Here is a 25,445-nt window from a genome sequence, read left to right on the forward strand (position 1 = left end):
CCGGTGAACACGCCGTCCGTCACCGCACCGCCAGTCGCTCCGCCGGCCGCCGCACCGCCGGTCGCTCCGCCGCCCCCGTCCGCGGCGAACACCCCGCCGCCCGCAGCACCGCCCGCTGCCGCACCGCCGGTCGCTCCGGCGTCCCCGGCCGTGGCGAGCACCCCGCCGACCACGGCACCCCCGGCCCCGAGCACGCCGTCCGTCACCGCACCGCCCGTCACCGCACCGCCGGCCGGTTCCCCGGTGGCGAACGCGCCCACCCCACCGAACACCGCGCCGAACACCGCGCCGCCGGCGGCCACGCCCGTCACGAACAACCCGAACACGGCACCGCCCGCCACCCCGGCGGCCCCGACGGCTGCCAAGGCGCCGGTGGCCGACCCGGCCGCCACCCCCGGCACGCCGCCGAACTCCGGCGCGCCCACCGCCACCGCACCGCCCACCGCCACCGCACCGCCCACCCCCGGGACGCCGCCGGCCCCCGCCCCCCGGACGCCGGCGGCCGACCCGGCTCCCGCGCCCGAGGTCAGGACCCGGCCGTCGCCGGACACCCAGGTGCAGACGCCCGCCGTGGCCGTGGTCATGACCCCGCCCGCGAGCACCACGCCCTCGGGCACTAAGCAGAAGAAGGTGCGCGGCGGCGGGGCTCCGCCCAAGTTGGACGCGCCCACCGGCCCCCGCGGCAAGGACGTCCTCGCCGACGAGTCCTGGCGGCACGACCCGGCCAGGACCGCCGACTGGTTCGCGCCCTCCGACCCCGTGTCACCGGACGTGTGGGCACCCCGCCGGGACGGCGCGCACGTCAGGACGGTGAACACGGAGGTCGCCGACGTCACCACCGACAGCACGCCGTCGAAGATCAAGGCCTACCAGGGCCTGATCAACTACGACCTGCGCCGCATCGAGGTCGCGCCCGGCAGGTTCGTGCAGGACTACACGGTCAAGGTCCACCTCAAGCCCGGCAAGGTCCCCCTCGGCCCCGGCGTGGACGTCGACGTCGACGCGCAGACGATCGCGGACGTCAAGGCGAACGCCCAGGCCGGCGTGGACACCCTGCTCAACCAGGGCTTCCGCCTCCCCAGCGGTGACCAGTTCCACCTGAACCTGGAGTTCACGAACGACCCGAACGACGCCCACGCCACCATCGAGGTCGGCAACACCGGCACCGACCAGAAGCACTGGAACCCGAACTCCAGCCCGAACGTCCTGGCCCACGAGACCCTGCACTACCTGGGCGTGCCGGACGAGTACAAGGACTCCACCCGGGTCTTTCAGCAGCACGACACGAACTCCGGCGTGCACGCCGACGACGGCGGCATGATGGGCCGCGGCATCCTCGGCGACGACCCCGGCCTGCGCCCCCGCCACCTGTGGCTGGTCGAGCGCGCCGCCCTCAGCCAGGTCGCGGTCCCGGACACGCTGCTCAACGACCCGGGCCCCGCGATCCCACCCCCGGCCCCGATCCCTGGCACCACCGCGCCGGGCACCGTCGCGCCGAGCAACCCGAGCCCGCCGAACGCCGACAGCCCGAACGCGCCGAACCCGAACGCGCAGCCCCCCGCCGAACCCGGCAGCCGGCCCGCGCCGAGCGACGGCAAGCGCAAGCGGGACGACGGCGGCGACCTCGACGGCGAGATGGACGTCGACACCGAGGTCCCCGGCGGCTCGAAGCGCACCCGCTTCGACGGCGAGTTCGACCCGGACGTCAACACCCCGCTCGACCCGCCGGCCGACGTCGAGATGACCGACGCGAACACCGCCGGCGACACCGACGCGGACGCGAGCACCGACACCGGCGCGCCCGCGCCGACCGGTCCGGTCGTCGACCTCCAGAGGGACGCGACGACCAAGTTCAACGACGCCTTCAAGGACCTCGCGAACGGCAGGCCGGTCCACGCGCCCACGCCGGGCGGCTACCTGGCCGACCTGGAGGCGAACGTCGAGAACGACCAGCCGGTCGCCTTCGTCGTCAACGCGATCGTGCCCGCGAGCGGCATCGACGCCGATTCCCTGCGGAACGTGATCGGCCAGATCACGGACGGTGCCACGGGCTTCGACGGCAAGGTCGCGTTCGTGATCGGCGTGAACGCCCGCGGCGACCTGGACCCGATCGCCGCGCAGGCCGACGTCGAGGCGAAGCTGGCCGAGCTGGAACCGGCGCTGGCGGGCCTGGACGTCCCGGTGGCGCTGACCGGTTTCACCTGGAACATGCCGTCGAGCAACAACCTGCCGTACGGCACGATGCGCAACGAGACGCTGACCAGCACGCCGAACCAGTTCGCCGTCTCGGCCATGGCGAACAACGGCAACCACCCGTACATCGCGGTGCAGGACTTCGACGAGGGCTCGCGCAGCGTGCCGTCCGGGCAGCACATCTTCAACCACGTCGTCGACAGCATGAAGAACCCGGACGGCCTCCCGCCGTCGCGCCCGCTGATGTTCAGCGGCGGCTACCGCACCCCGCCCGACCTCGACGCCCTGGTCCGCGACGCCGAGGCCAAGCGCGTCGAGACGATCGCCAAGCTCCGGGACAGCAACGACAGCAAGGCGCCGGGCGAGATCGCCAAGCTGGAGAAGGCCGGGCCGAAGCTCGCGAACGCGGAGAAGTTCAAGAGCGACTTCGCCCGCGAGATCACGCAGGACATGGACGCCCGCGTCGAGCAGGCCAAGACCAGCCCGATGCTGCCGTACACCCCCGAGCCGAACCTGTTCTTCGACGGCGTCGCGCCGATGGTCGACCCGAACGTGCGGTTCGGCGACGGCGGCGCGGAGTTCTCGATGCTCGGCAGGTCGCTGAACAACTTCTTCGCCAACGAGATCGGCACCGTCTACGACCAGAAGATCGCCGACATCGAGGCGAACGCCGACGCGGACGTCGACATGGACACCGACGTCGACGTGGCCGACCTCAAGCCCGACCCGAAGGCCGACCAGATCTCGAAGCTGTCGATCGACGCCCAGACCTACGGGCACCCGATCCGGACCGAGGCGTTCATCTCGGACTTCAAGGGCGCGGCGGTCGAGACGGACCTGACGCGCATCGCGCTCGGCTACGCCAAGACCGGCACGCTCCCCCAGACGCACGCCTCGCTGGGCGGCGTCGCGGACCGCTTCTTCGACACGAAGGACGACAAGGGCGGCACGAGCCTCGGCGGTTTCCGGGACAAGTTCCCGAAGCTCGCCGACATCAACCGCGACCCCACCACCCTCTCGGCCGCCCCCGACCCGGCGCTGAACCCGAACCCGGCGCCGACGCTCCCGCCCAAGGGGGACCCGACCGCGCCCCCGCCCCGGCCGACGACCGCGCCCCAGTTCAAGGAGAGCACCAAGGTCGTCAAGGATCTGGGCGTCGGCCGCGGGCACGACATCGACCAGGCGATGTCCAAGCCGGTGCCGAACCACCCCGGGATCACCGCGGGCATCGACCAGTCCAACCGGACGGCCAAGGCCGCGGCGGCGATCAACACCGCGACGTCCGGGCCGGAAGCGTCGATGCAGCGCAGGTTCGGGGCGATGAACAACATCGTGAACCTGCCCTCGACGCGCCCGCCCGCCCCGACCGGCCTGTACCAGGCGGTGAGCGACGTGAACGGCGTCGACCCGGCGACGCTGCGCAGCGGCCTGACCCAGTACGTGTCGTCGCTCAGCGCCGAGACGGGCAAGCTCAAGGGCCCGGCCAAGAAGGCGGCCGAGGCGGAGATCGAGATCCGCGAGCAGCTCGCGGACTTCATCACGAACAACCCGACCACCAACGGCGACCTGGTCAACTCGGTCGTGCAGCCGGGCCCGAACCCGGTGTTCGACCCGTCCACCATGCGGCCGGTCCCCGGCGCGGTGTCGCGCGACGTGATGGCGGGCAGCGACACCGCCCCGGGCAGCGGGCCGGTGGACACGGACCCGCTGCCGGACGTGCCGGACCCGGCGCGCGCGGAGGCCGACGCCAAGAGCGCGGCCAACGCCGACCACATCGCCGCGCAAGCGCTTGCGACGCAGCTCAAGACGCCGATCGTGGTGCACCACCCGAGCGGTCCGCCGACGACCTACGCGCCGTTCGGCAAGAACCTGCCCGAGGTGCCCCCGATCCGGGTCGACGCGGTCCCGGGGCCGGACGGCCGGAGCACCTACACGGCGCGCACCGCCCCGGACGCCGCGCCGAACGTCGTGGGCAGCCGGCCCGCGCCGACGCCGGACGTGCCCGGCACCCGACCCGCACCTACGCCGGAAGTGCCGGGCACCCGACCCGCACCCACCCCGGACGCCCAGAACACCCGCTCGGCACCCACCCCCGACGTGCCCGGCACCCGACCCGCGCCGACCCCGGACACCACCTCCCGGGCCGTCGACGCCGACGTCAGCACCAGCACGAACACCGACACCGACACCGACGCCGACGTGCAGCCGCCGAACGCGCCGCGCCCGCGCTTCCGGCCCACGCCGAACCCGGTCATCCCGATGGCCACGATCACCCCGCCCAGCCCGGGACCGGTCCTCACCACCAAGGCCCTCCCGGACTTCTTCCAGGGCAACCAGGCGCTGGGCACGATCGCCCCGGTCGAGGTGCGGGGCGCGGCGAAGGTGACCGAGGTCGTCAGCGGCCTGCGCGCCGACGACAAGGCCGCCATCGAGACCGCCCTGACCGCGGACTTCGAGTCGTTCCTCGGCAACGGCCGGAACTTCCAGGTCAAGATCGGCGGCAACTGGTTCGAGGCCAACGTCCAGGCCACGATGATGCCGCCGGCCGACCCGGACGCGGCGGTGACGACGCCGACCACGACCACCAAGGTCGACATGGCCGCGCAGAGCGGCGCGGCGACCTCCACCACGACCAACCTGACCACGGCGAGGGACGTCGGCGGCGCGGTCACCGCGGGCGTCGCGACGGGCCCGTACGGCTCGGCGGGCGGCAAGGCGCAGCTGGCGGCCCCGGCGACGAGCACCTCCAGCTCGACGTCCACCACCGACCAGCGGGTGATCCGGTCCGGCGAGGGCTCGACGACGGCGAAGGTGCCGGTCAGCTACCAGGTCACGCTGACCGACGCGCGGGGCGACGCCCGGCCGCCGATCACGGTCGACTCGGAGCCGGGCAGCCCGGTCGACGTGACCCTCCAGATCCCGGACGACCTGTCCACCATCGTGAACTCCGCCCCGACCCTCGCGACCAACCCGAACGCGCCGGGCGCGGACTGGGGCGCGCGCATCGAGCACCCGGTCCCCGAGGCCGTCACGAACGTCGACACGACCAAGGCGTTCGCGGACGTCGCGGCGAAGCTGCACCCGTCCATCACCAAGATCGGCTCGCCGGGCCGCACGGCGCTCCAGGCGTTCCTCAGCCCGACCACGATCCGCGACAACATGGGCGCGATGCTCACCGGCTGGGTCACCTCGCCGGACCTGGTCAGCCCGCACGCGAGCAAGGGCGCGGCGGTCCAGGCGCACGCGACCCTGAAGGACGCCCGGCTGATCGGCGTGCACGACTCGGCGCAGCTGCGCCTGCACGACTCCACGTCGTCCGGCACCGGCGTCACGGCGACGACCAAGGCCGGGTTCGACGCCACCGGTGGGTTCGGCGGCAACATCGGCCAGGCCGGCGTGCTCGGCGGGCAGGTCGGCGCGACGCTGACGTACTCGGCGCGCACCGCGGAGAGCTCCAACGCGGGCACGAACACCGTGAACAAGACCGGCATCCAGCTCAAGGGCGACACCGGCCTCTACGAGGTGACGGCGGACGTCGAGGTGCGCACGCCCAGCGGCGCGAACGTCACCGTGCCCGTCACCACCTACGTGCGGCTGGGCCTGCCGGAGGCGGCGGCGCTGAACCTGCCGGTGCCGGAGAGCACGCGCGCGGGCACCACCGAGCCGACCGCGACGAAGCGCTACGCGCCGCCCTACCTGGACGGCGCGTTCGCCGCGGGCAACGCCCGGGTCGGCGACTTCGAGCCGGCGAGCCGCGTGCAGGCGCAGGTCGAGGCCGCCATCAAGGGCGTGCCCGGGTTCAAGGACTTCCTGCCGAGCTGGAACGACCCGACGGCGAACCCGCGCAGCGGCAAGGGGCAGCACTTCTCGGACGTCGCGCAGCAGCTGGCGAACCAGCGCAAGCTGAACCAGCTGTCGCCGACCGCGCTCAAGTCCAGCATGGACAGCCTGATGGGACCGGGTGTCCAGGTCCAGCTGAAGAGCTCCGACGCCACCACGAACACCTACGTCAACATCACGGTCAAGGCGAAGGTCAGCGACCCGGAGCACCTCGGCCAGGCCGACAGCCGCAACGTGCGCGGCGCGTCGTCCAGCGGCCCGAAGCTCGACAGCTCCACCGCCACCACCAAGGGCTGGAGCGGCGGCGTCGAGGGCAAGGTCGTGATCCCGAAGAAGACCGGGGTCGCCGCGGTCACGCCCGCGCCGCAGGTGGGCGCGAAGTACAACCACTCGTGGACGACGAAGAACACCGGCGGCCCGTCGGTCAACTCGACGTCGCTGAACGTCGGCAGCCCGAACGCCCAGGTGTTCCGGGGGGACGTCGAGTTCGAGGTCGAGATCACCACGTTCACCCGCCCGCGCTCGTGGGTGCAGCGGGTCACGCCCGGCCTGCCCGGTCAGCACGCCCCGCAGCCGCGCCTCGTGGCCCGCACGGTGGGCGCGTCGCTCGACCCGAACGCCCGCGACAACCCGACGATCCTGCCCGCGATCAGCGGCAAGGTGAACGTGTGGGTGTCGGACGGCTCGGCGCTCACCGTGGACCCGAAGGGCTTCAAGCCCGGCGACCCGCAGGTCACGAAGCTCACCGACGCGCCCACGGTGAAGGACCTGCTCACCGGGCCCAAGCGGGAGTCGCCGGAGTTCCTGCACGTCGAGGCGGTCGCGAACACGACCGCGCTGCGGGACGAGGCGATCGACGCGCTCAACCGCGCGGCGAACGGCGACTCGGCGCTCACCGTGCCGGGCACCGAGTCGCGCAACCAGATCGACCGGATGTTCAGCCCGGAGAACATCAAGGCGAACCTGCGCAAGCTCGTCGAGACGGGGATGCAGGAGCAGGGCCTCAAGTACGACCGGCGGGTCACCGACCGCACCGGGTCGATCGGCGTGTCGATGTCGCTGGGCAACCCGAAGCTCGTGTCGATCTCCGACACCACGGCCACGGAGAACGCCGCCACCGGCGGCTACAAGGCGGGCGACTCGTCGTCCACGAGCCGGTCGGTCGACCTGACCGCCGGGGTGAACGTGCAGGTCAGGCCGAACCTCGCGCCGCCGCCCGCGGGCGAGCCGACCCCCGCGACGGGTGTCGGCGGCGTGGCCGCGGTCGGCAAGGTCACGCCGTGGTCGGACTCGACGTCGCACGCCCGCGAGGTCAGCGGCAGCGTGGACCGCAACGTGGTGACCCCCGGCGACGCGCGGACCGTGCTGATCCAGCTCGACGCGGACGTGACGATCGTCGGCGAGAGCCGCGCGGGCAACCTCGTCCACGGCGGCACGCCGCGCGCCGAGGGCGCCACCGTGTCGCTGCCCAAGTCGGTGTTCGTGCGGGTCAGCGAGGACGTGGCGCGCGAGCTGGGCGTGCTGCCGAACGTCGGCGCGACGGTGACGTCGCCGGAGTTCGGCGAGCTGGCGCCGCCGAAGACGGTCGCCGAGGGCGAGCCGGGCTCGCTCGGCCTGTCCGCGGTGGACCGGGTACCGGACCTGTCGGCCGCGGTGGACGACCTCGTGGCGCAGGTGAACGCGAAGACGTCGAAGCGGTTCGGCGACCCGCTGGTGCCCGACTCGGTCCTCAAGGACTCGATGAACAACCTCCAGCGCCTGGTCGACTTCTCCTCGCCGACCTCGGTGAAGGCGATGATCGACAGCGCGCTGGACGGCGGCGTGCCGCTGCTGGTGCACCAGCCGGGGACGTTCGGCAAGGACACGTTCCAGGTCACGCTGCGCGCGAAGGCGGGCGAGCCGAAGTTCGACCGGGTGGTCAACGACGGCGTGGACGTGGAGCACACGATCGCCGGGGCCGAGAAGGTCACCGACGGCCGGGGCCGCGGCAAGGGCTGGGGCGTCGGCTTCAAGGCGCCGGGCCTGGGCGCGCCGGGCAGCGCGAACCCGAACGTGTCCGGCACCGCGGGCGTCATCGCCTCGGTCAACTACGGGCACGCCACGTCGAACACCGTCACCGACGCCACGACGCGGCAGTTCGGCCACCTGCGGGCGGGCGGCGGCCCGGCCGCGAAGTACACCGTGCCGGTCGAGTTCGAGCTGGTCGTGGAGCGCGGCGACAAGGAGGTCGCGCGGGCGACCAGCGGCGCGCAGGAGATGGGCGTCCGGCTGCACGCGGACAACCAGCGCGTCGCCGACACCGCCGGGCCGAAGCAGCCGTACATGGCGGCGGCCATCAAGCGCGGCCCCGAGTTCGGCACGCCGGCGCAGGCGCGGTCGTGGCAGCGGGCGGGGTCGCCCACGTCGCTGCCGCCGACCGCGTCGGTGGAGAACCTGCGCGGCGCGAAGGACCTGCGGGACGCGGCGGTGAAGGCGCTGACCGACGCGGGCGCGAAGCCCGGCATCACCGGCAAGGGCAGCGGACCGCTGAACACCCTGCTGTCGACGCTCAGCTCGGAGAACCTCCAGCCGAGCCTGCCCGGGATGCTGGACGGGCCGCTGGACGTGCCCGGCCTGCACGAGGCCGCGCTCACCTTCGGCCAGGACGCCGACGTCAAGGTGTACGCGAAGCTGGTCAACCCGCGGCTGGGCGCGCTCAGCGACGGCGTGAAGCTGGAGAACCCGACCTCGACGGTCAGCACGACCAGCGGCGAGGCCAAGGTCAGCGAGAACGCCGACGTGTCGCTGGGGCTGGGCACCGGCGGCGCGGCGGTCAAGCAGGGCGCGGACCCGAAGGACACGATCAACTTCAGCGCGGGCGGCGTCGAGGTCCGGCAGGCGGCCGAGGACTCGATCGCGGTGTCCGGCGGCGCGACCGACAACAAGACCAACAACCTCAAGGCGCAGGGCCGCACCGGCCTGGTCGAGTTCGACGTCGAGTACCGGGTCGTCGCCACGATCGGCGGGAAGACCGGCGTGGTCGACCTGGCCGTGCCGGGCTCGGCCGCGGTGCGGATGCCCGCGCCCGAGGCGCAGGCCGTGCTGGGCAAGGACTTCGACCCGGAGCTGGCCAAGGCGCAGGACGACGTCAAGGACGCGGCGAAGAACTGGCGGGACGCGGAGGTCGAGGTCGACCAGGCCCGGCACGCCGCGCAGGACACCGTCAACGACGCCGCCGCCGAGCTGGCGAAGACCGACGCCGAGGTGAACGCCCTGTCCAACGACCTCAACGGCGTGATCACCGGCGACATCGCCGAGTCGGGCAAGGTCGACGGCCTGGCGAAGGCCGTGGACGACGCGCGCGGGACCGTGACGGACCTCCAGCAGCAGGTCAAGGACCTGAACACGCAGGTCGGCGAGCTGGACATCGCCGCGCAGAACGCCGACGAGGCGCTGCGCGACGCCACCGCGGACGTGGAGTCGTCCGCCGACACCGTCGCCGACCTGGAGCACCGCCTCGGTGAGGCGCGCACGAAGCTGGAGACCGCGGAGAAGGCGCTCGCCGCCGCCGGGAAGGCCCTCGCCGACCACCGCGCCGCGCCGCCGCCCGCCGAGGGCGCGCCGGCCGTCGACCCGGCGGTGGAGCCGGGCCTGGTCGGCGCGGTGGAGACCGCGACGACCACCCGTGACGGCGCGCTGGCCGACGTCGGCCGCCTCGGCCGCGAGCTGGACGACGCGAAGGTGCGGCACACCGCCGACCTGGACGTCCGGCGGGACGCGAAGGACGCCTCGGAGCGGGCCAACGAGGCCCTGGAGGTCGCCGAGCGCGACCTCGCCACCGCCCGGGCCGACCTGGAGACCGCGCGCGGCGGCCTCGACCAGGCCAAGACCGACCTGCGCGACCAGCAGCGGACCGTCCGCGAGACCAGGGCGGACCGCGACGCGAAGCAGGCCCGCTACGACGCCCTGCTCGCCGAGCGGAACGCGCACGAGGCCAGGATCACCGCCGCCGAGGTGCTGCTGAACGACCGCCGGCGGGCGGCGGACGTGCGGCAGCAGGCGTGGTGGGACGCCAAGCGCGCCGTCGACCTGCGGGTCGACACCTACAACGCGACCCCGGCTCCCGTCCCGGCTCCCCCGGACAGCGGCACCCCGCCGCCGCCCGGCACCGGCACCACCGCACCCGGCACCGACGCGGGCACCACCGCCCCCGAGGTCGGCGCGGACACCACCGCACCTGCGCACGACGCGAGCACCACGGCACCCGGGACCAGCGCGAACACCCCGGCGCCCGGGACCAGCGCGAGCACCGACACCGCGCCGCCGTCCGGGACGCCGCAGGTCTCGCCGCCGCCCGGCACCGGCACCACCGCACCCGGCACCGACGCGGGCACCACGGCCCCCGAGGCCGGCACGGACACCACCGCACCCGCGCACGACGCGAGCACCACGGCACCCGGGACCAGCGCGAACACCCCGGCGCCCGGGACCAGCGCGAGCACCGACACCGCGCCGCCGTCCGGGACGCCGCAGGTCTCGCCCCCGCCCGCCCCGCCGCTCGACCGCACGGCACCCGTGACCCGACCGGGCGTGCCCGAGGTGTCCCCGACGCCCCCGGCCGCGCGTGAGGTGCGCGGTCCCCGTCCCGAGCGGTCGTTCGACCTGCCGCCCGGCGCGGCGGACCTGCCCCCGGCCGACCGGGCGGTGCTCGACGGCCTGGCGAAGGACCTGGTCGAGCAGAACGCGACCCGCGACCGCAACGGCTACCAGCGGCCCACCGTCGAGGTCAGCGGCCCGGACGCCCGGCTGGTGGCCGACGCCCTGTCCGCGCACGGCATCGACGCGACCATCCGCGACACCGCGTCGCCGACCACGGACGTGCACGTCGACTGGGAGCTCAAGCGCCCCGACGGCTGGACCCCGCCGCCCGCGCCGGTCGGCGAGAAGGTCACCGACACGGTGATCACCTCGCCCGAACCCGCCGGACCGCACCCGGTCCTCGACGACCCGTCCTGGCGGCACAGCACCGCCCCCACCGCCGACTGGTTCGCCAACCCCGCACCCGCGGCGAACACCGACATCGAGACCGCCCGCGCCGACGCCCCGATCACCAGCCGCGTCCGCGGCGAGGACGGCGGCGTCATGAACACCACCACCGTCGGCCCCGACGGCGTGAAGATGAAGGCGTGGCGCGGCCCGATCGCCTACGACACCCGCGTGCTGGACGTCAACGGCACGCCGGTCCGCGACTTCACCGTCAGGGTGCACCTCGACCCCGCCGGCAACGCCGACCCCGCGCAGCTCACCGACGTGCGGAGCCGCACCCGCGAGGGCGTCGCGCACCTGTTCAACCAGGGCCACCGGCTGCCGAGCGGCGAGCAGTTCCACGTCACCGTCGAGTTCACCGACACCCCGGCCGACGCCCACGCCACGGTGAAGGTCGCCGCGCCGGACGGCCGCGCCAACCAGCTCAGCTGGCCCGTGGACACCGACCCGCGCCGCCTCGCGCACGAGGTCGGCCACTTCCTCGGCCTGCACGACGAGTACTTCGAGACCGGCAAGGTGCGGCCGATCTTCCAGCACCAGGACGGCAAGGGGCGCGTCGTCGCCGACAACGCCCCCATGACCGACGGCATCGACGAGGCCGACGCGAGCCTCAAGCCGCGCAACCTGTGGCTGGTCGAGAACCGGATGCACGCCCTGGAGCCCGCCCCGGCGGCCTCCGTGTGGACGGACCCGGGCGCCGTGCCGGACAGCGCGCCCCGGATCGACCACGAGCCGCCGCGCGTGTCGGACACCTTCGCCAAGGAGGTCTTCGACGCGGTCCAGTCGGACGTGGAGGCCGCCCCCCGGCCGCCGGCCCTGCGCGACGCGTGGGAGTCGCCGCGCCCCGACGGCGCGACCCCGTTGACGCCCGAGGTGCTCAGCGGCGAGTACGGGATGCCCGAGGTCAACCAGCGGCGCTTCCAGGACCTCGCCGACCGGTTCAACCTCACCTACGACGTGCGGCCGACGAACCCCGACTCGGTGCGGTGGCTGGAGCAGGGCGCGGTCCCGAAGCCGAAGGACATCAAGGCCAAGACGATCAACGAGCTGGACACGTACCTGGGCGCGTCGCCGGAGCACATCGGCCTGGTCGGCTACTTCCCGCCCGGCGCGCCCGACCCGGCGGTCCTGGCGACCCTCGACGAGGGCAAGCGGGCGCAGGTCGAGCAGCGGTACGCCAACCGGCAGCGGGAGTTCGCGGAGCTGGCGCCGGAGTTCGCGAAGTTCGCGCAGGACGGCGCGTACTCGGTGGACCCGGCGACCGGCGTGGTGCGGAAGTCCACCCCGGACGGTCCGAAGGACATCACCGGCGACCACGACGTCTACCACATCCGGCAGGCCGACGGCGGCGCCGCGCTGGCCGGCTACGACTACGAGCTGGACGTCTGGCGGCTCACCAAGCGCGACATGGGCGTGCAGCACGGCGCGCACATGTACTGGGAGCCGGAGGGCGACTTCCAGCACAAGATCTTCAACGACATCGTCGACCGGCACCAGCGGGCCGAACCGCTCATCCGCTTCAGCCCCGGCGAGCCGCCGAGCCTGGTGTTCGCCGACCCGCCGCCCGTCCGGGACCGGGGCGGGGCGACGACGCCCCCGCCGCCGATCGGCCCGGACAGCCCGACCCCCGCGGTGCTCGACCACGAGGCCCACGGCCGCCCGCTGCCGGACCTGGCGGCGCAGCGACCGGAGTTCCCGCCGACCAGGGCCGCCGCCTGGGACGCCTACACCCGCGCGAAGCGGGAGCTGGAGGGCGCCGCCCACGCGCGGGACGTCCTGGACGCCGCCGCGGGCGGGCCGAACGCCGACCGCGCCCGCGCCGCGCTCGACCAGGTGTGGCGCGAGGAGGCCGTGGCCCGGGTCCGGCTCGACCGCGCCGCCTCGGACCTGCGCACGTGGGGCAACGACCCCGCGCGCGTGCAGGCCCTGCTCGACGCGCAGCTCGACCGGTCGACGGCCCCGCCGGCCACTCCGGCCACCGCCCCGACGACCGGCCCGGCCACCGACACGACCGCGGACGCGGACGTGGACGGCGACGTGCAGCCGCCGAACGCACCGAGGTTCCACCGCGCCCCGGCGCCCATGCCGATGCAGATGATCGCCCAGTCGGTCACGCCCCCGGCCCTGCTACCCGGCAACGCCCCCGCGTTCCTCCAGCGGAACCAGGCGCTCGGCAGCGTCACCGCCCGCGACCCGCGCGGCGCGGACCGGGTCGTCACCGCCGTGGAGGCCCTGCTCCCGCAGGTCCCGGGCGCCACGCCGCAGGGCACGGCGAAGATCGGCGAGGAGATCACCGCCAACCTGGAGTCGTTCCTCGGCCACGGCCGCCGGGTGCAGGTGCGGGTCGGCAACCGGTTCTTCGACGCGCACGTCACCGCGGTCCTCAGGCCGCCCGCCACGGCACCCGCGCCGACCGCGTCGCCCAAGGTCGACATGCAGGTCAACACCGGTGCGACCAGCTCCACGACGACCACCCTGACCACGGCCGACGACGTGGGCGGGTCGATCACCGCGTCCCAGGGCCTCGGCGCGTACGGCCAGCTGGGCCTCAAGGCGCCGCTGTCCACCCCGGCCGTCACCGCGACGAACTCCAGCTCCACGGTCGACAACCGGATCATCCGCTCCGGCGGCGGTTCGGCGGACGTCGACGTGGACGTGGAGTTCACCGTCAACCTCTACGACGACGCGGGCCGCGTGGTCGGCTCCGACACGGTCCGGTCGACGCCGGCCGACCCGGTGGCGGTCACCCTCCAGGTGCCGAACGACCTCACCACCGACCTGGACACCGCGCACGCGTCACCGGTGGTCACCCCGCCCGCCGGGTGGGGCGCCGGGCTGGAGTTCCCGGTGCCCGAGGCCGTCACGGACGTGGACACCCAGGCCCTGTTCAACGACGTCAGGGCGACCCTGCACAACTCGCTCACCAAGCCGGGCGCGCCCGGCCGGGACACCCTGCGCGAGTTCCTCAGCCCCACGTCGATCCGGGACAACCTCGGCGCGATGATCGGCGGCTGGGTCACCTCGCCGGTGCTGACCAGCAAGAGCGACAGCTACGCGGGCTCGGTGCGGATGACCGCGTCGCTGACCGACGTGCGGCTGGTCGGCACGCCCGGCGCGTCGCAGCTCCGCCTGCACGACTCGGCCGTGACGAGCACGGGCGTCAGCGCGGGCACCAGCAGCGGGTTCGACCTCTCCGCCGCCGTCGGCGGCGGGATCGGCGCGCCCTCGGTGGGCGTCGGCTCGGCCGGCGTCTCGGGCGGCTACTCGGTGAAGAAGACCGAGTCGGTCTCGGCGGGCGCGTCGACCACGAACCGCACCGGCGTGATGATCAAGGGCAACACCGGCCTCTACGAGGTGGGCGCGGACGTCACCGTGGTCGGCCCGACCGGGCGGCCGGTGACCACGCGCGTCACCACCCACCTGCGGCTCGGCCTGGACGAGGTGGCCGCGCTCAACGCCCGGCTGACCGCCGCCGACCCGACCGCGCAGCGGCTGCCGGTGGCGCCCCTGGCGAACGGCGCCCAGCCCGGCCTGGTCGTGCCGCCCGGTCCGCTGACCCGCCACCAGCCGCCGTACCTGGAGGCGGGCCTGGCCGCGGGCAACGTGAAGGTGGGCGCGTTCGAGCGCGCCCAGGAGGTGCAGGCGCAGGTCGAGCAGGTCCTGCGCGACCGCCCGCAGCTGGCGTCGTTCCTGCCGGGCAACGACCCGGACGCCCGGCCGAACCGGTCCGGCAAGAACTTCGCCGAGCACCTGGAGCAGCTGGCCAACCAGCAGGTCCTGACCTCGAAGCTGTCCCCGACCGCGCTGCGCGCGCAGATGGACAGCCTGCTCGGGCCGGGCGTGCCGGTGGTGCTCAAGCAGCGCGGCAGGGCGCACAACCACTACGTGACCGTGCTGGTGAAGGCCAGGGTCGCCAACCCCGACTACAAGGGCGAGGCCGGGCTGCACTTCGTGCGCGGCTCGTCGTCGGCCGCGCCGAAGCTCGACGCCACCACCACGACCACCAGGACGTGGAGCGCGGGCGTCGAGGGCAAGGGCGGCGCGAACGTCAAGCCGGGCACCGCGAGCCTCACCCCGCAGGCCGGCGCGGGCGCCAGGTTCACCCGCGGCGACGCGCTGAAGACGACCTCGGGCCCGACGGTCGCCGGCACCTCCCTCAACGTCGGCAACGAGTTCTCGCACGTGTTCGAGAACGACGTCGAGTTCGACATCGAGGTGCAGACCCACAGCAGGCCGCGGGCGTGGGTGCAGCGGTCCTGGTTCGGCTCGCCCGGCGCGCAGGCGCCGCAGCCCACGACCGTCGCGAGGACCGGCACCGGGCCCGCCGACCTCCCGCCGATCGGCGGCAAGGTCAACCTGTGGTTCACCGAGGGCTCCACGATGACCGGCGACCCGGCGCAGTTCGCGCCCGGCACGCCGTCGGCCACCCCCGTCCCGGGCTCGACGAAGACCGTCAAGGACCTCGTCGACCCCGGCGACCGGGCGCCGAACGAGCACGACTGGCTGCACGTCGAGGCCGTGGTGAACTCGGGCAGGCTGCGCGACGAGGCCGTGGCCCTGCTGGACGACGCCGCCGACGGCGACCGCTCGCTGACCACCCTCGGCACGATCTCGCGGGCGCAGGTCGACGCGATGTTCAGCCCGGAGAGCCTGAAGGCGAACCTGCGCCGGATGACCGAGACCGGCGTCCAGGACGCCGACCTGCGCTACGACCGCCGCGTCGCCGACCGCACCGGCGGCCTGGGCGTGAAGGTGCGGCTGGGCGGGGCGAAGCTGGTCAGCGTCTCCGACGCCACCGGCACGGAGAACTCCGCGCAGGGCGGCGCGAAGGCGGGCGGCGGCACGTCGAGCACCAAGTCCGTCGACCTCACCGCCCAGGCCGGGTTCGGCGGGCGGCCCAACGCGAAGGACCCGAAGGGCGCGAGCGGTTTCCAGGCGCTGGCCAAGTGGACGCCGTGGTCGCGCACCAAGGGCACCGCGACGGAGCTGGCCGCGTCGGTCGACCGCAACGTGGTGACCGCGAACGCCACCCGCACCGTGCTGGTGCAGCTGGACGCGAGCTTCACCGTCGTCGCCGAGAGCCGCAACGCCAACGCGGTCGTCAACGGGCGGCTGCGCACCCGCGAGACCGTGGTCGACCTGCCGGGCGGCGTGTTCGTGCGGGTCAGCGAGCAGGTCGCGCGGGACATGAAGCTGCTGCCGGACGTGGACCCGCCCGCGCCGGCGGTCACCGACGCCATGCAGGCACCCAAGCGGGTCACGCCCGGCGCGCCCAGCGCGCTCGGCCTGAGCGCGGTGGACCGGGCGCCCGACGTGGGCGCGCTGGTCTCGGACCTGATCACCCAGGCAAACCGCCGCACCGGCGACTGGCGCGGCGGCAAGCTCGTGCCGGACTCGGTGCTGGACGACTCGATGCACAACCTCCAGCGCATGGTCGACCTCACCTCGCCGACCAGCGTGCAGGCGCTCGTGGACAGCGCCCTGGACGGCGGCGTGCCGCTGCTGGTGCACAAGCCGGGCGCGCTGTTCGGCAAGGACTCGTACCAGGTCACGCTCAAGGCGGTCGTCGACAGCGCCCCCGCGTTCCGGGGCGCGGTCAACGACGGCGTGGACATCGAGCACACCGTCAGCGGCTCGGTGAAGGACAGCGGGAGCCGCGGCAAGGGCCACGGCTGGTCGGTCGGCGCGAAGGTCCCGGCCCTCGCCCTGCCCACGCCCGCCGCGGGCAACCCGCTGTCCGGCAACATCGGCGGCCAGCTCGGCGCGTCCGTGGGCCGCGCCCACGCCTCGACCGTCACGGAGAGCACGACCACCCAGTTCGGCCACCTGCGCGCGGGCGGCGGCCCGGCCGTGAAGTACTCGGTGCCGGTCAAGTTCGAGCTGGTCGTCGAACGCAACGGGCAGCAGGTCGCGCGGCAGCAGTCGCCCACCGCCGTCGAGCTGGGCGTCCGGATGCACGCCGACAGCGTCCGCGCCACGCCGCGCCCGGACCCGGTCACCGCCCCCGACCGGCAGGTCACCCGCACCGCGGCCGAGGCGACGGACCAGGCGCTGACCGACTTCCGGACCGGCGCCACCACCACCGGCACCGTGGCGGACCTGCCGCCGACGGCGTCCGTCGAGGGCCTGCGCGGCGCGGACGCCCTGCGCAACGCCGCCCTGGCGGCGCTGACCGGGGCCGGCGCGGGCGCGGGCATCACCGGCCACGGCACGGGCTCCCGCGCCGCGCTGCTGTCCGCGCTCAGCTCGGAGAACCTCCAGGCGAGCCTGCCCGGGATGCTCGACGGGCCGCTCGACGTGCCGGGGCTCGCCGAGTCGTCGCTGACCTCCGGCAAGCGGGCGGAGGTCAGGGTCCACGCCCGCCTGGTGAAGCCGAGGCTGGACGCGCTCAGCGACTCGGTGAACCTGGAGAGCCCGCGGACCACCGTCCACGCCACGACGACGGACTCGAAGGTGTCCGACACCGCGGACGTGTCCGTGGCCGTCGCGACCGGCGGGTTCACCAAGAAGGCCGTGGACGAGCAGGGGCAGCCCGACCCGGTGAACACGCCGAACTTCGGCGCGTCCGGCCTGGAGCTCCAGCACAGGAGCGAGGACGGCACGACCAGGTCCGGCGGACCCACCGGCAACGAGGTCGACAACCTCAAGCCGGTCGGCCGCACCGGGCTCGTCGAGTACGACGTGGAGTACCGGGTCGTCGCCACCTACGACGGCACCACCTCCGTGGTCGACCTGGTGCTGCCCGGCTCGGCGGACGTGCGCGTCCCCGAGGCGGACCTCCAGGGCCTCCTCGGCAAGCCGGTCGACGCGCCGCTGGCCCGGGCGCAGACCGCCGTGAAGGCCGCGGCGGACGCGTGGCGGGCCGCCGAGGTCGCCGCGAACCAGGACCGCTACCGGGCGCAGGACCTGATCAACGGCGTGGCCGGCGACGTGGCGAAGTCCGACCGCGACCTGCCGGCCCTCCGGACCCGCATCGACGCGGCCACCACCGACCTGACCAGGGCCGAGGCCGACGTCAAGGACCGCACCAACGCCTTCACCGCCGCCACCGCGCGGGTCGAGCAGGCGCAGCGCGACCTCGACACGCTGACCGCGCTCGCCGAGGTCGACCCGGTGGCGCGGGACGGGCTCCCCGCCGCGCGGCAGCGCGTGCTGGACGAGCAGGCGGCGGCCGACGCGGTCGAGGCCGAGCTGGACGCGGCGGCGCGGGCCATCGGCCAAGCGCGCACCGACCTGCTCACCGCGAGCCAGGAGCAGGTCGCGGCCATCGAGCAGCGCAACGGCCTCGACCAGCGGGTGTTCGACGCGGAGCGCCGCGTGGCGCGCAGCCGTGCCGCCGCCCACCAGGCCGAGCTGGCGTGGTGGCAGGCGAAGCGGGTGGTCGAGGCGCAGGTGGACCGGTTCAACGGCAACACCCCGGCGCCGGGCTCGGTGCCGGTCGTCACGATCACGCCGCCGAGCGCACCACCCCCGGCGGGCACCGCGCCGCAGCCGCTCGCCGCGCCCGTGCCGCCGACCGGCCCGGCCACCCGTCCCGAGCGCGGCCCCCGGCCGGAGCGGTCCTACGCGGACCTGACCCCGGAGGCCCTGGCCGACCTCGACGTGCTGGTGGCGGACCTGGTCGAGCAGAACGCGATCCGCGACCAGAAGGGCTACCGGCGGCCGACCGTCGAGGTCACCGGCCCGGACGCCCGGGCGGTCGCGGACACCCTGGCGTCGCGCGGTGTCGAGGCGACCATCCGCGACACCGCGTCGCCGACCACGGACGTGCACGTCGACTGGGAGCTCAAGCGCCCCGACGGCTGGACCCCGCCGCCCGCACCGGTCGGCGAGAAGGTCACCGACACGGTGATCACCTCGCCCGAACCCGCCGGACCGCACCCCGTCCTCGACGACCCGTCCTGGCGGCACAGCACCGCCCCCACCGCCGACTGGTTCGCCCACCCCGCACCCGCGGCGAACACCGACATCGAGACCGCCCGCGCCGACACGCCGATCACCAGCCGCGTCCGCGGCGAGGACGGCGGCGTGCTCTCCAGCTCCACGACCACGCCCACGAACGTGGACCTGCACGCCTGGCGCGGCCCGATCGCCTACGACGTCCGCACGTTCGACGTCGGCGGCACCCCGGTCACCGACCTCACGGTGAAGCTGCACGTGGAGCCGGGCGCGGCCACGCCGGACCAGGTCGCCGCGCTCCGCGACCGGGTGCGCCAGGGCGTCGGGCAGCTCTACAACCGGGGCCACCGGCTGCCCACCGGCGACCAGTTCCACGTCACCGTCGAGTTCACCGACACCCCGGCCGACGCCCACGCCGCGGTCGCGGTCACCGCGCCGGACGGCCGCGCCAACCAGCTCAGCTGGCCCGTGGACACCGACCCGCGCCGCCTCGCGCACGAGGTCGGCCACTTCCTCGGCCTGCACGACGAGTACCTGGAGACGGACGCGGTCAAGCCGGTCTTCCAGCACCAGGACGGCCGCGGCCGGGTCGTGGGCGACAACGCGCCGATGACCGCGGGCATCGACGCCGCCGACGCGGGCCTCAAGCCGCGCAACCTGTGGCTGGTCGAGAACCGGATGCACGCCCTGGAGTCGTTCGCCCCGCCGGTGGCCGACGCGCCCGCCGTGCGGGACCCGGGCACGCGGCCCCCGAACGCGCCGAAGCGCAAGCGACCGGCGGCGGACGAGGGCCCGGCGCTGCCGGCGCCGCCGGCCCGGCTGCTCGCGGCCCTCTCGCTCCAGGACGCGGCCATGGACGTCGACGACGCCGAGGTGGCCGAGCCCGCGCCGCCGGTCGCGCTCGCCAACGACGGCGGCGTGCACAACGCGGCGTTCGCGTCCCTCGGCCGGGACCGGACCCTGACGCCGGTCGACCGCGGCAACTACCTGTCGCTCACCGACGAGAGCATCAGGAACGACGAGCCGCCCGCGTTCGTCGTGAACATGATCGTGCGCGCGGCCGACCTGGACGCGCAGAGCCTCCAGGACGTCCTGACGAGCGTCCTGGCGGGCGCCCCGGCGGACGTGCTCGGCAGGGTCGCCTTCGTCATCGGCGTCAACGCCGCCGACCAGGGCTCGATCGACGACGCCCTCCGGCGCGGCGCACCCGTGGTCGACGGCCGCCAGGAGCCGATCGCCCTGGTCGCGCTGCCGCCGCACGGCGGGTCGTTCAAGTTCGGCACGACCCGCAACCAGGTCCTGGACAGCAGCGCCCACCAGTTCGCGGTGACCGCGATGGCGCACAACGGGGCGCACCCGTACGTGGCCGTGATGGACTTCGACGTGGCCGACCGCCGCGTGCCGGACGGCCGTCACGTGTTCCAGCACGTCGCGGACGGTTTCGAGGTCGTCGACCAGGACGGCGTGAGCGCGCCGCTGCGCCCGCTGGTCGTCGGCGGCGGCTACCGGGTCGGCGACGTGGCCCGGCTGCGCGCCGACCTGCACCGGCGGGTCGACGAGGACGCCGCCACGTCGCCCGAGCACAAGCAGGAACTTCACGAACGGGTGAACGGGGAGGAGTTCGTCGCCGAGTTCGAGCACCAGGTCGCGGCGGACATGCACACCCGGCGCAACCAGGCGGCGGTCCACCCGCTGCTGCCGTACACGCCGGAGCCGAACCTGTTCTTCGACGGCCTGGCGGCGCTCGCCCACCCGCACGTGCGGTTCGGCGAGGGCCAGGCCGAGTTCGGGATGCTCGGCCGGCGCCTGAACGGCGTCAACGAGGTCGAGCTGACCAGCCTGCACACCACCCTCGCCGCGGGCGACCCGGCGCGGGCGCGCGAGGCGCTGAAGGTCGACGGCGAGAACAACCGGCACCCGCTGCGCGGGCAGTCGTTCACCGTCGACTTCGTGGACGGCGCGACCGACACCGACCTGTCCCGCCTGGCCCACGGCCTGCTGACCACCGGTTCCCTGCCCCAGTCGCACATGGGCTTCACCACCGTCACCGAGCGGTTCGTGGAGGGCAAGAGCGGCAAGAAGGGCACCAGGTTCGCGGGGCGGCGGGCCGCGCTGGGCACGAGCGCCTACGCCGACGCGGAGCCGCTGCGACTGCCCCCCGCCGGGGGCGGTCCGGTGCGGTGGGACCCGAACCCGGCCACGCGCCGCGAGATGGGCGGGTCGAGCGCGCTCAACCCGGCCATCTCCACCCCGGCCCGGGGCTTCCCCGGCGTCGACGTGGGCGTGTCGCGGCGGCACCAGGTGCTCGCCGCGCACGCCCTGCTGGCGTCCGACCACGTCAGCGAGGCCGTCCGGCACCTGCGGTTCATCACCGAGGACCTGCTGCCGACGGCCGCCCCGCCCGCGCCGGGCGGGCTGTACGAGGCGGTGGCGCGGGCACGCGGCCTCCAGCCCACCGCCCTGCGCCACGACGTGGTGGCGCAGGCGTCCGCCATCCCCGAGGAGGTGGCGCGGTTCACGGTGGACAACACCATGCGCAAGGGCCACCTCTACCGGGCGCTGGTGGAGAGCGACAACTGGGCGCTGAAGGGCGGCGACGAGGACGCCATGGCGGCCAACGCCCGCGACCTCGCCGGCCGCCTCCTGGCCACCCGACTGGGTGAGAACGTGGTCGTCTTCCGGCCCGGCGACCCGCAGCCGCTGCGCCGGTTGGCCCCGTTCGGGCCGGCGGTGCCGGGCGAGGTGCGGGTGGAGGTCGCCATCGTCGACGGCGTCGCGACCTACCAGCCGCTCTGACCCGGGGACGTCCCAGGTGGACGGTGCCGGTGACACACCCGTGTGACCGGCACCGCACAGCCCGCCCCCCGGGCGGGTGAGGCGAATCGATCCAGTGCCCGCCGGGTGTCTCGTCGCTCACAGACGGGTCGGGCCGTTGGGTCGGCCGATGTTCACGGGACTAGCATCGGATGGTCAAGGATTCCGGGTACCGACGTACCGGAGACCAGTCCACCACTGACGCTGGAGGCCGTAGCTCATGGCCGGCACCACCGCACCCGAGCGGGCGGGCAGCAGCTCCACAGGGGGCGGAACGCTCTACCGCGGCGACCTGGGCATGTGGTCCTGGGTCGCCCACCGCATCACCGGCGTGCTGACGTTCTTCTTCCTGTTCGCGCACGTCCTGGACACCGCGCTGGTGCGCGTGTCGCCGGACGCGTACGACAAGGTCATCGAGACCTACAAGAACCCGGTGGTCAACCTGTTCGAGGTGGGCCTCGTCGGCGCGGTGCTCTACCACGCGCTCAACGGCATCCGCGTGATGCTCGTGGACTTCTGGTCGAAGGGCACCAAGTACCAGCGCCAGATGCTCTGGGGAATCCTCGTCGTCTGGGTGCTGGTGATGATCCCCGGTACCTACTTCATGATGGTCCGCACGATCACGGACATGTTCGGCGGGGGTCACTGACCATGAGCGACCTGATCCTGGACAAGCCGCGCTCCCCGCGCCGCCCCGCCGCCCGCCGCAACAACTTCGAGCTGCACAGCTGGCTGTTCATGCGCATCTCGGGCGTCGCGCTGGTGGTCCTCGTGCTCGGCCACCTGTTCATCATGAACATCCTCGACGGCGGCGTGCACCGCATCAACTTCGGCTTCGTCGCGGGCCGCTGGGCGTCCCCCTTCTGGCAGGTCTGGGACCTGGCGATGCTCTGGCTGGCGCAGATCCACGGCGGCAACGGCCTGCGCACCGTGATCAACGACTACGCCCGCAAGGACGCGACCCGGTTCTGGTTGAAGATGCTGCTCGTCGTCTCCATGGTGCTGATCCTGTTCACCGGGACGTACGTGATCTTCACCTTCGACCCGAACATCACCGACTGACCCGCCGCGGGAGCAGACAGCCATGCAGTTCCACAAGTACGACGTCGTGATCATCGGCGCCGGCGGCGCCGGTATGCGCGCGGCGATCGAAGCCGGCCAGCGCGCCCGCACGGCGGTGCTCACCAAGCTCTACCCCACCCGCTCCCACACGGGCGCCGCGCAGGGCGGCATGTGCGCCGCGCTGGCGAACGTGGAGGAGGACAACTGGGAGTGGCACACCTTCGACACGATCAAGGGCGGCGACTACCTGGTCGACCAGGACGCCGCCGAGATCATGGCGAAGGAGGCCATCGACGCGGTCCTCGACCTGGAGAAGATGGGCCTGCCGTTCAACCGCACGCCCGAGGGCAAGATCGACCAGCGGCGGTTCGGCGGGCACACCCGCAACCACGGTGAGGCCGCCGTGCGCCGGGCCTGCTACGCGGCCGACCGCACCGGCCACATGATCCTCCAGACGCTGTACCAGAACTGCGTCAAGCACGGCATCGAGTTCTTCAACGAGTTCTACGTCCTCGACATCTGCCTCACCGAGACGGAGGACGGCCCCGTCTGCACCGGCGCGGTGGCCTACGAGCTGGCGACCGGCGAGATCCACGTCTTCCAGGCCAAGTCGGTCGTGTTCGCGACCGGCGGCTTCGGCAAGGTCTTCAAGACCACCTCGAACGCGCACACCCTGACCGGCGACGGCATGGGCATCGTGTTCCGCAAGGGCCTGCCGCTGGAGGACATGGAGTTCTACCAGTTCCACCCGACCGGCCTCGCGGGCCTGGGCATCCTGCTCACCGAGGGCGCCCGCGGCGAGGGCGCGATCCTGCGCAACGCCTCCGGCGAGCGGTTCATGGAGCGCTACGCCCCCACCATCAAGGACCTCGCGCCGCGCGACATCGTCGCCCGCTCGATGGCCCTGGAGGTCCTCGAAGGGCGCGGCGCGGGCCCGAACAAGGACTACGTCCTCCTCGACTGCACCCACCTGGGCGCCGAGGTGCTGGAGACGAAGCTCCCCGACATCACCGAGTTCGCCCGCACCTACCTCGCGGTCGACCCGGTGAAGGAGCCCGTGCCCGTCTACCCGACGGCGCACTACGCGATGGGCGGCATCCCCACCAACGTCCACGGCGAGGTGCTGCGGGACAACGACAACGTCGTCCCCGGCCTGTACGCCGCGGGCGAGTGCGCGTGCGTCTCGGTGCACGGCGCGAACCGCCTGGGCACCAACTCGCTGCTCGACATCAACGTGTTCGGCCGCCGCGCCGGCATCGCCGCCGCCGAGTACGCGAACGGCACCGAGCACGTGGACCTGCCGGAGAACCCGGCGGCGAACGTCGAGGCGCAGGTCGCCCTGGTCCTGTCCGAGCACGGCGAGGAGCGCGTCGCGGACATCCGCACCGAGCTCCAGGCCACGATGGACGCCAACGCGTCCGTCTACCGCACCGAGGACACGCTCAAGCAGGCGCTGCACGACGTGCAGGCGCTGAAGGAGCGCTACCAGCGGATCACCGTGCAGGACAAGGGCAAGCGGTTCAACACCGACCTGCTCGAAGCCGTGGAGCTGGGCTTCCTGCTGGAACTGGCCGAGGTCCTGGTCGTCGGCGCCCTGGCGCGCAAGGAGTCCCGCGGCGGCCACGCCCGCGAGGACTACCCGAACCGCGACGACACGAACTTCATGCGCCACAGCATGTACTACAAGCAGGGCGAGGGCCTGGCGTCCGACATCCGGCTCGACTACAAGCCCGTGACGTTCACCCGGTACCAGCCGATGGAGCGCAAGTACTGATGACCGCAACCGCTGAAGCGACCACCGGTTCCCGCGGCGACCAGCCCCCGGTGCCGGACGGCGCGATCACCGTCACGCTGAAGGTCCGCCGGTTCAACCCGGAGTTCGACGACGAGCCGCGCTGGGACAGCTTCGAGATCCCCGCGCTGCCCTCGGACCGCGTGCTGAACCTGCTGCACTACGTGAAGTGGTACCTGGACGGCACGCTCACGTTCCGCCGCTCCTGCGCCCACGGCATCTGCGGCTCGGACGCCATGCGCATCAACGGCGTCAACCGCCTCGCCTGCAAGGTGCTGCTCAAGGACCTCCTCGCGGGCGGCGGCAAGCGGACCGAGATCACCATCGAGCCGATCAAGGGCCTGCCCGTCCACAAGGACCTCCTGGTGGACATGGAGCCGTTCTTCGAGGCATTTAAGGCCGTCAAGCCGTACCTCATCACCTACGGCAACGAGCCCACCCGCGAGCGCGTGCAGTCCATCGCCGACCGGGAGCGCTTCGACGACACGACGAAGTGCATCCTGTGCGCCGCCTGCACCACCTCGTGCCCGGTGTACTGGACCGAGGGCAGCTACTTCGGCCCGGCCGCCATCGTCAACGCGCACCGCTTCATCTTCGACAGCCGCGACGAGGGCGCCGAGGAGCGGCTGGACATCCTGAACGACGTGGACGGCGTCTGGCGCTGCCGCACGACGTTCAACTGCACCGACGCGTGCCCGCGCGGCATCCAGGTGACGAAGGCGATCCAGGAGGTCAAGCGCGCGCTGCTGTTCAAGCGCGTCTGACCCGGACGACCCGGTGGAGGGGGCCCGGCCGGTCGGCCGGGCCCCCTCCGTCGTTC

At 73.6% G+C, this 25,445-nt stretch carries 5 protein-coding genes; all 5 read left to right on the forward strand.

Annotation, left to right across the window (positions count from 1 at the left end):
• Positions 1–372: 372 nt before the first annotated feature.
• The 5 genes from ACRAKJ_RS38395 (at position 373) to ACRAKJ_RS38415 (ending at position 25,389) form a co-directional block, all read left to right on the forward strand.
• On the forward strand, positions 373–21,753 hold the full coding sequence (locus ACRAKJ_RS38395; protein WP_438922919.1) for a hypothetical protein: 21,381 nt from the start codon (positions 373–375) through the stop codon (positions 21,751–21,753).
• A gap of 238 nt (positions 21,754–21,991) precedes the next feature.
• On the forward strand, positions 21,992–22,420 hold the full coding sequence (gene sdhC / locus ACRAKJ_RS38400; RefSeq protein ID WP_438922918.1) for a succinate dehydrogenase, cytochrome b556 subunit: 429 nt from the start codon (positions 21,992–21,994) through the stop codon (positions 22,418–22,420).
• A gap of 2 nt (positions 22,421–22,422) precedes the next feature.
• A complete protein-coding gene (locus ACRAKJ_RS38405) occupies positions 22,423–22,833 on the forward strand; it encodes a succinate dehydrogenase hydrophobic membrane anchor subunit (RefSeq protein WP_438922917.1) in 411 nt (136 codons plus the stop codon).
• 22 nt (positions 22,834–22,855) lie between these two features.
• On the forward strand, positions 22,856–24,607 hold the full coding sequence (gene sdhA / locus ACRAKJ_RS38410; protein ID WP_438922916.1) for a succinate dehydrogenase flavoprotein subunit: 1,752 nt from the start codon (positions 22,856–22,858) through the stop codon (positions 24,605–24,607).
• The gene (locus tag ACRAKJ_RS38415) at positions 24,607–25,389 is read left to right on the forward strand and encodes a succinate dehydrogenase iron-sulfur subunit (RefSeq protein WP_447008823.1); all 783 of its coding nucleotides are present in this window, start codon (positions 24,607–24,609) and stop codon (positions 25,387–25,389) included. The genes sdhA and ACRAKJ_RS38415 overlap by 1 nt, the downstream gene beginning before the upstream one ends.
• Positions 25,390–25,445 lie beyond the last annotated feature (56 nt).

The organism is Saccharothrix sp. DSM 118769 (assembly GCF_052936295.1).

Bases quoted from the DNA above. Each gene is read 5' to 3' on its own strand.
- sdhC (WP_438922918.1), top strand. From the start codon at position 21,992: ATGGCCGGCACCACCGCACCCGAGCGGGCGGGCAGCAGCTCCACAGGG.
- ACRAKJ_RS38405 (WP_438922917.1), top strand. From the start codon at position 22,423: ATGAGCGACCTGATCCTGGACAAGCCGCGCTCCCCGCGCCGCCCCGCC.
- sdhA (WP_438922916.1), top strand. From the start codon at position 22,856: ATGCAGTTCCACAAGTACGACGTCGTGATCATCGGCGCCGGCGGCGCC.
- ACRAKJ_RS38415 (WP_447008823.1), top strand. From the start codon at position 24,607: ATGACCGCAACCGCTGAAGCGACCACCGGTTCCCGCGGCGACCAGCCC.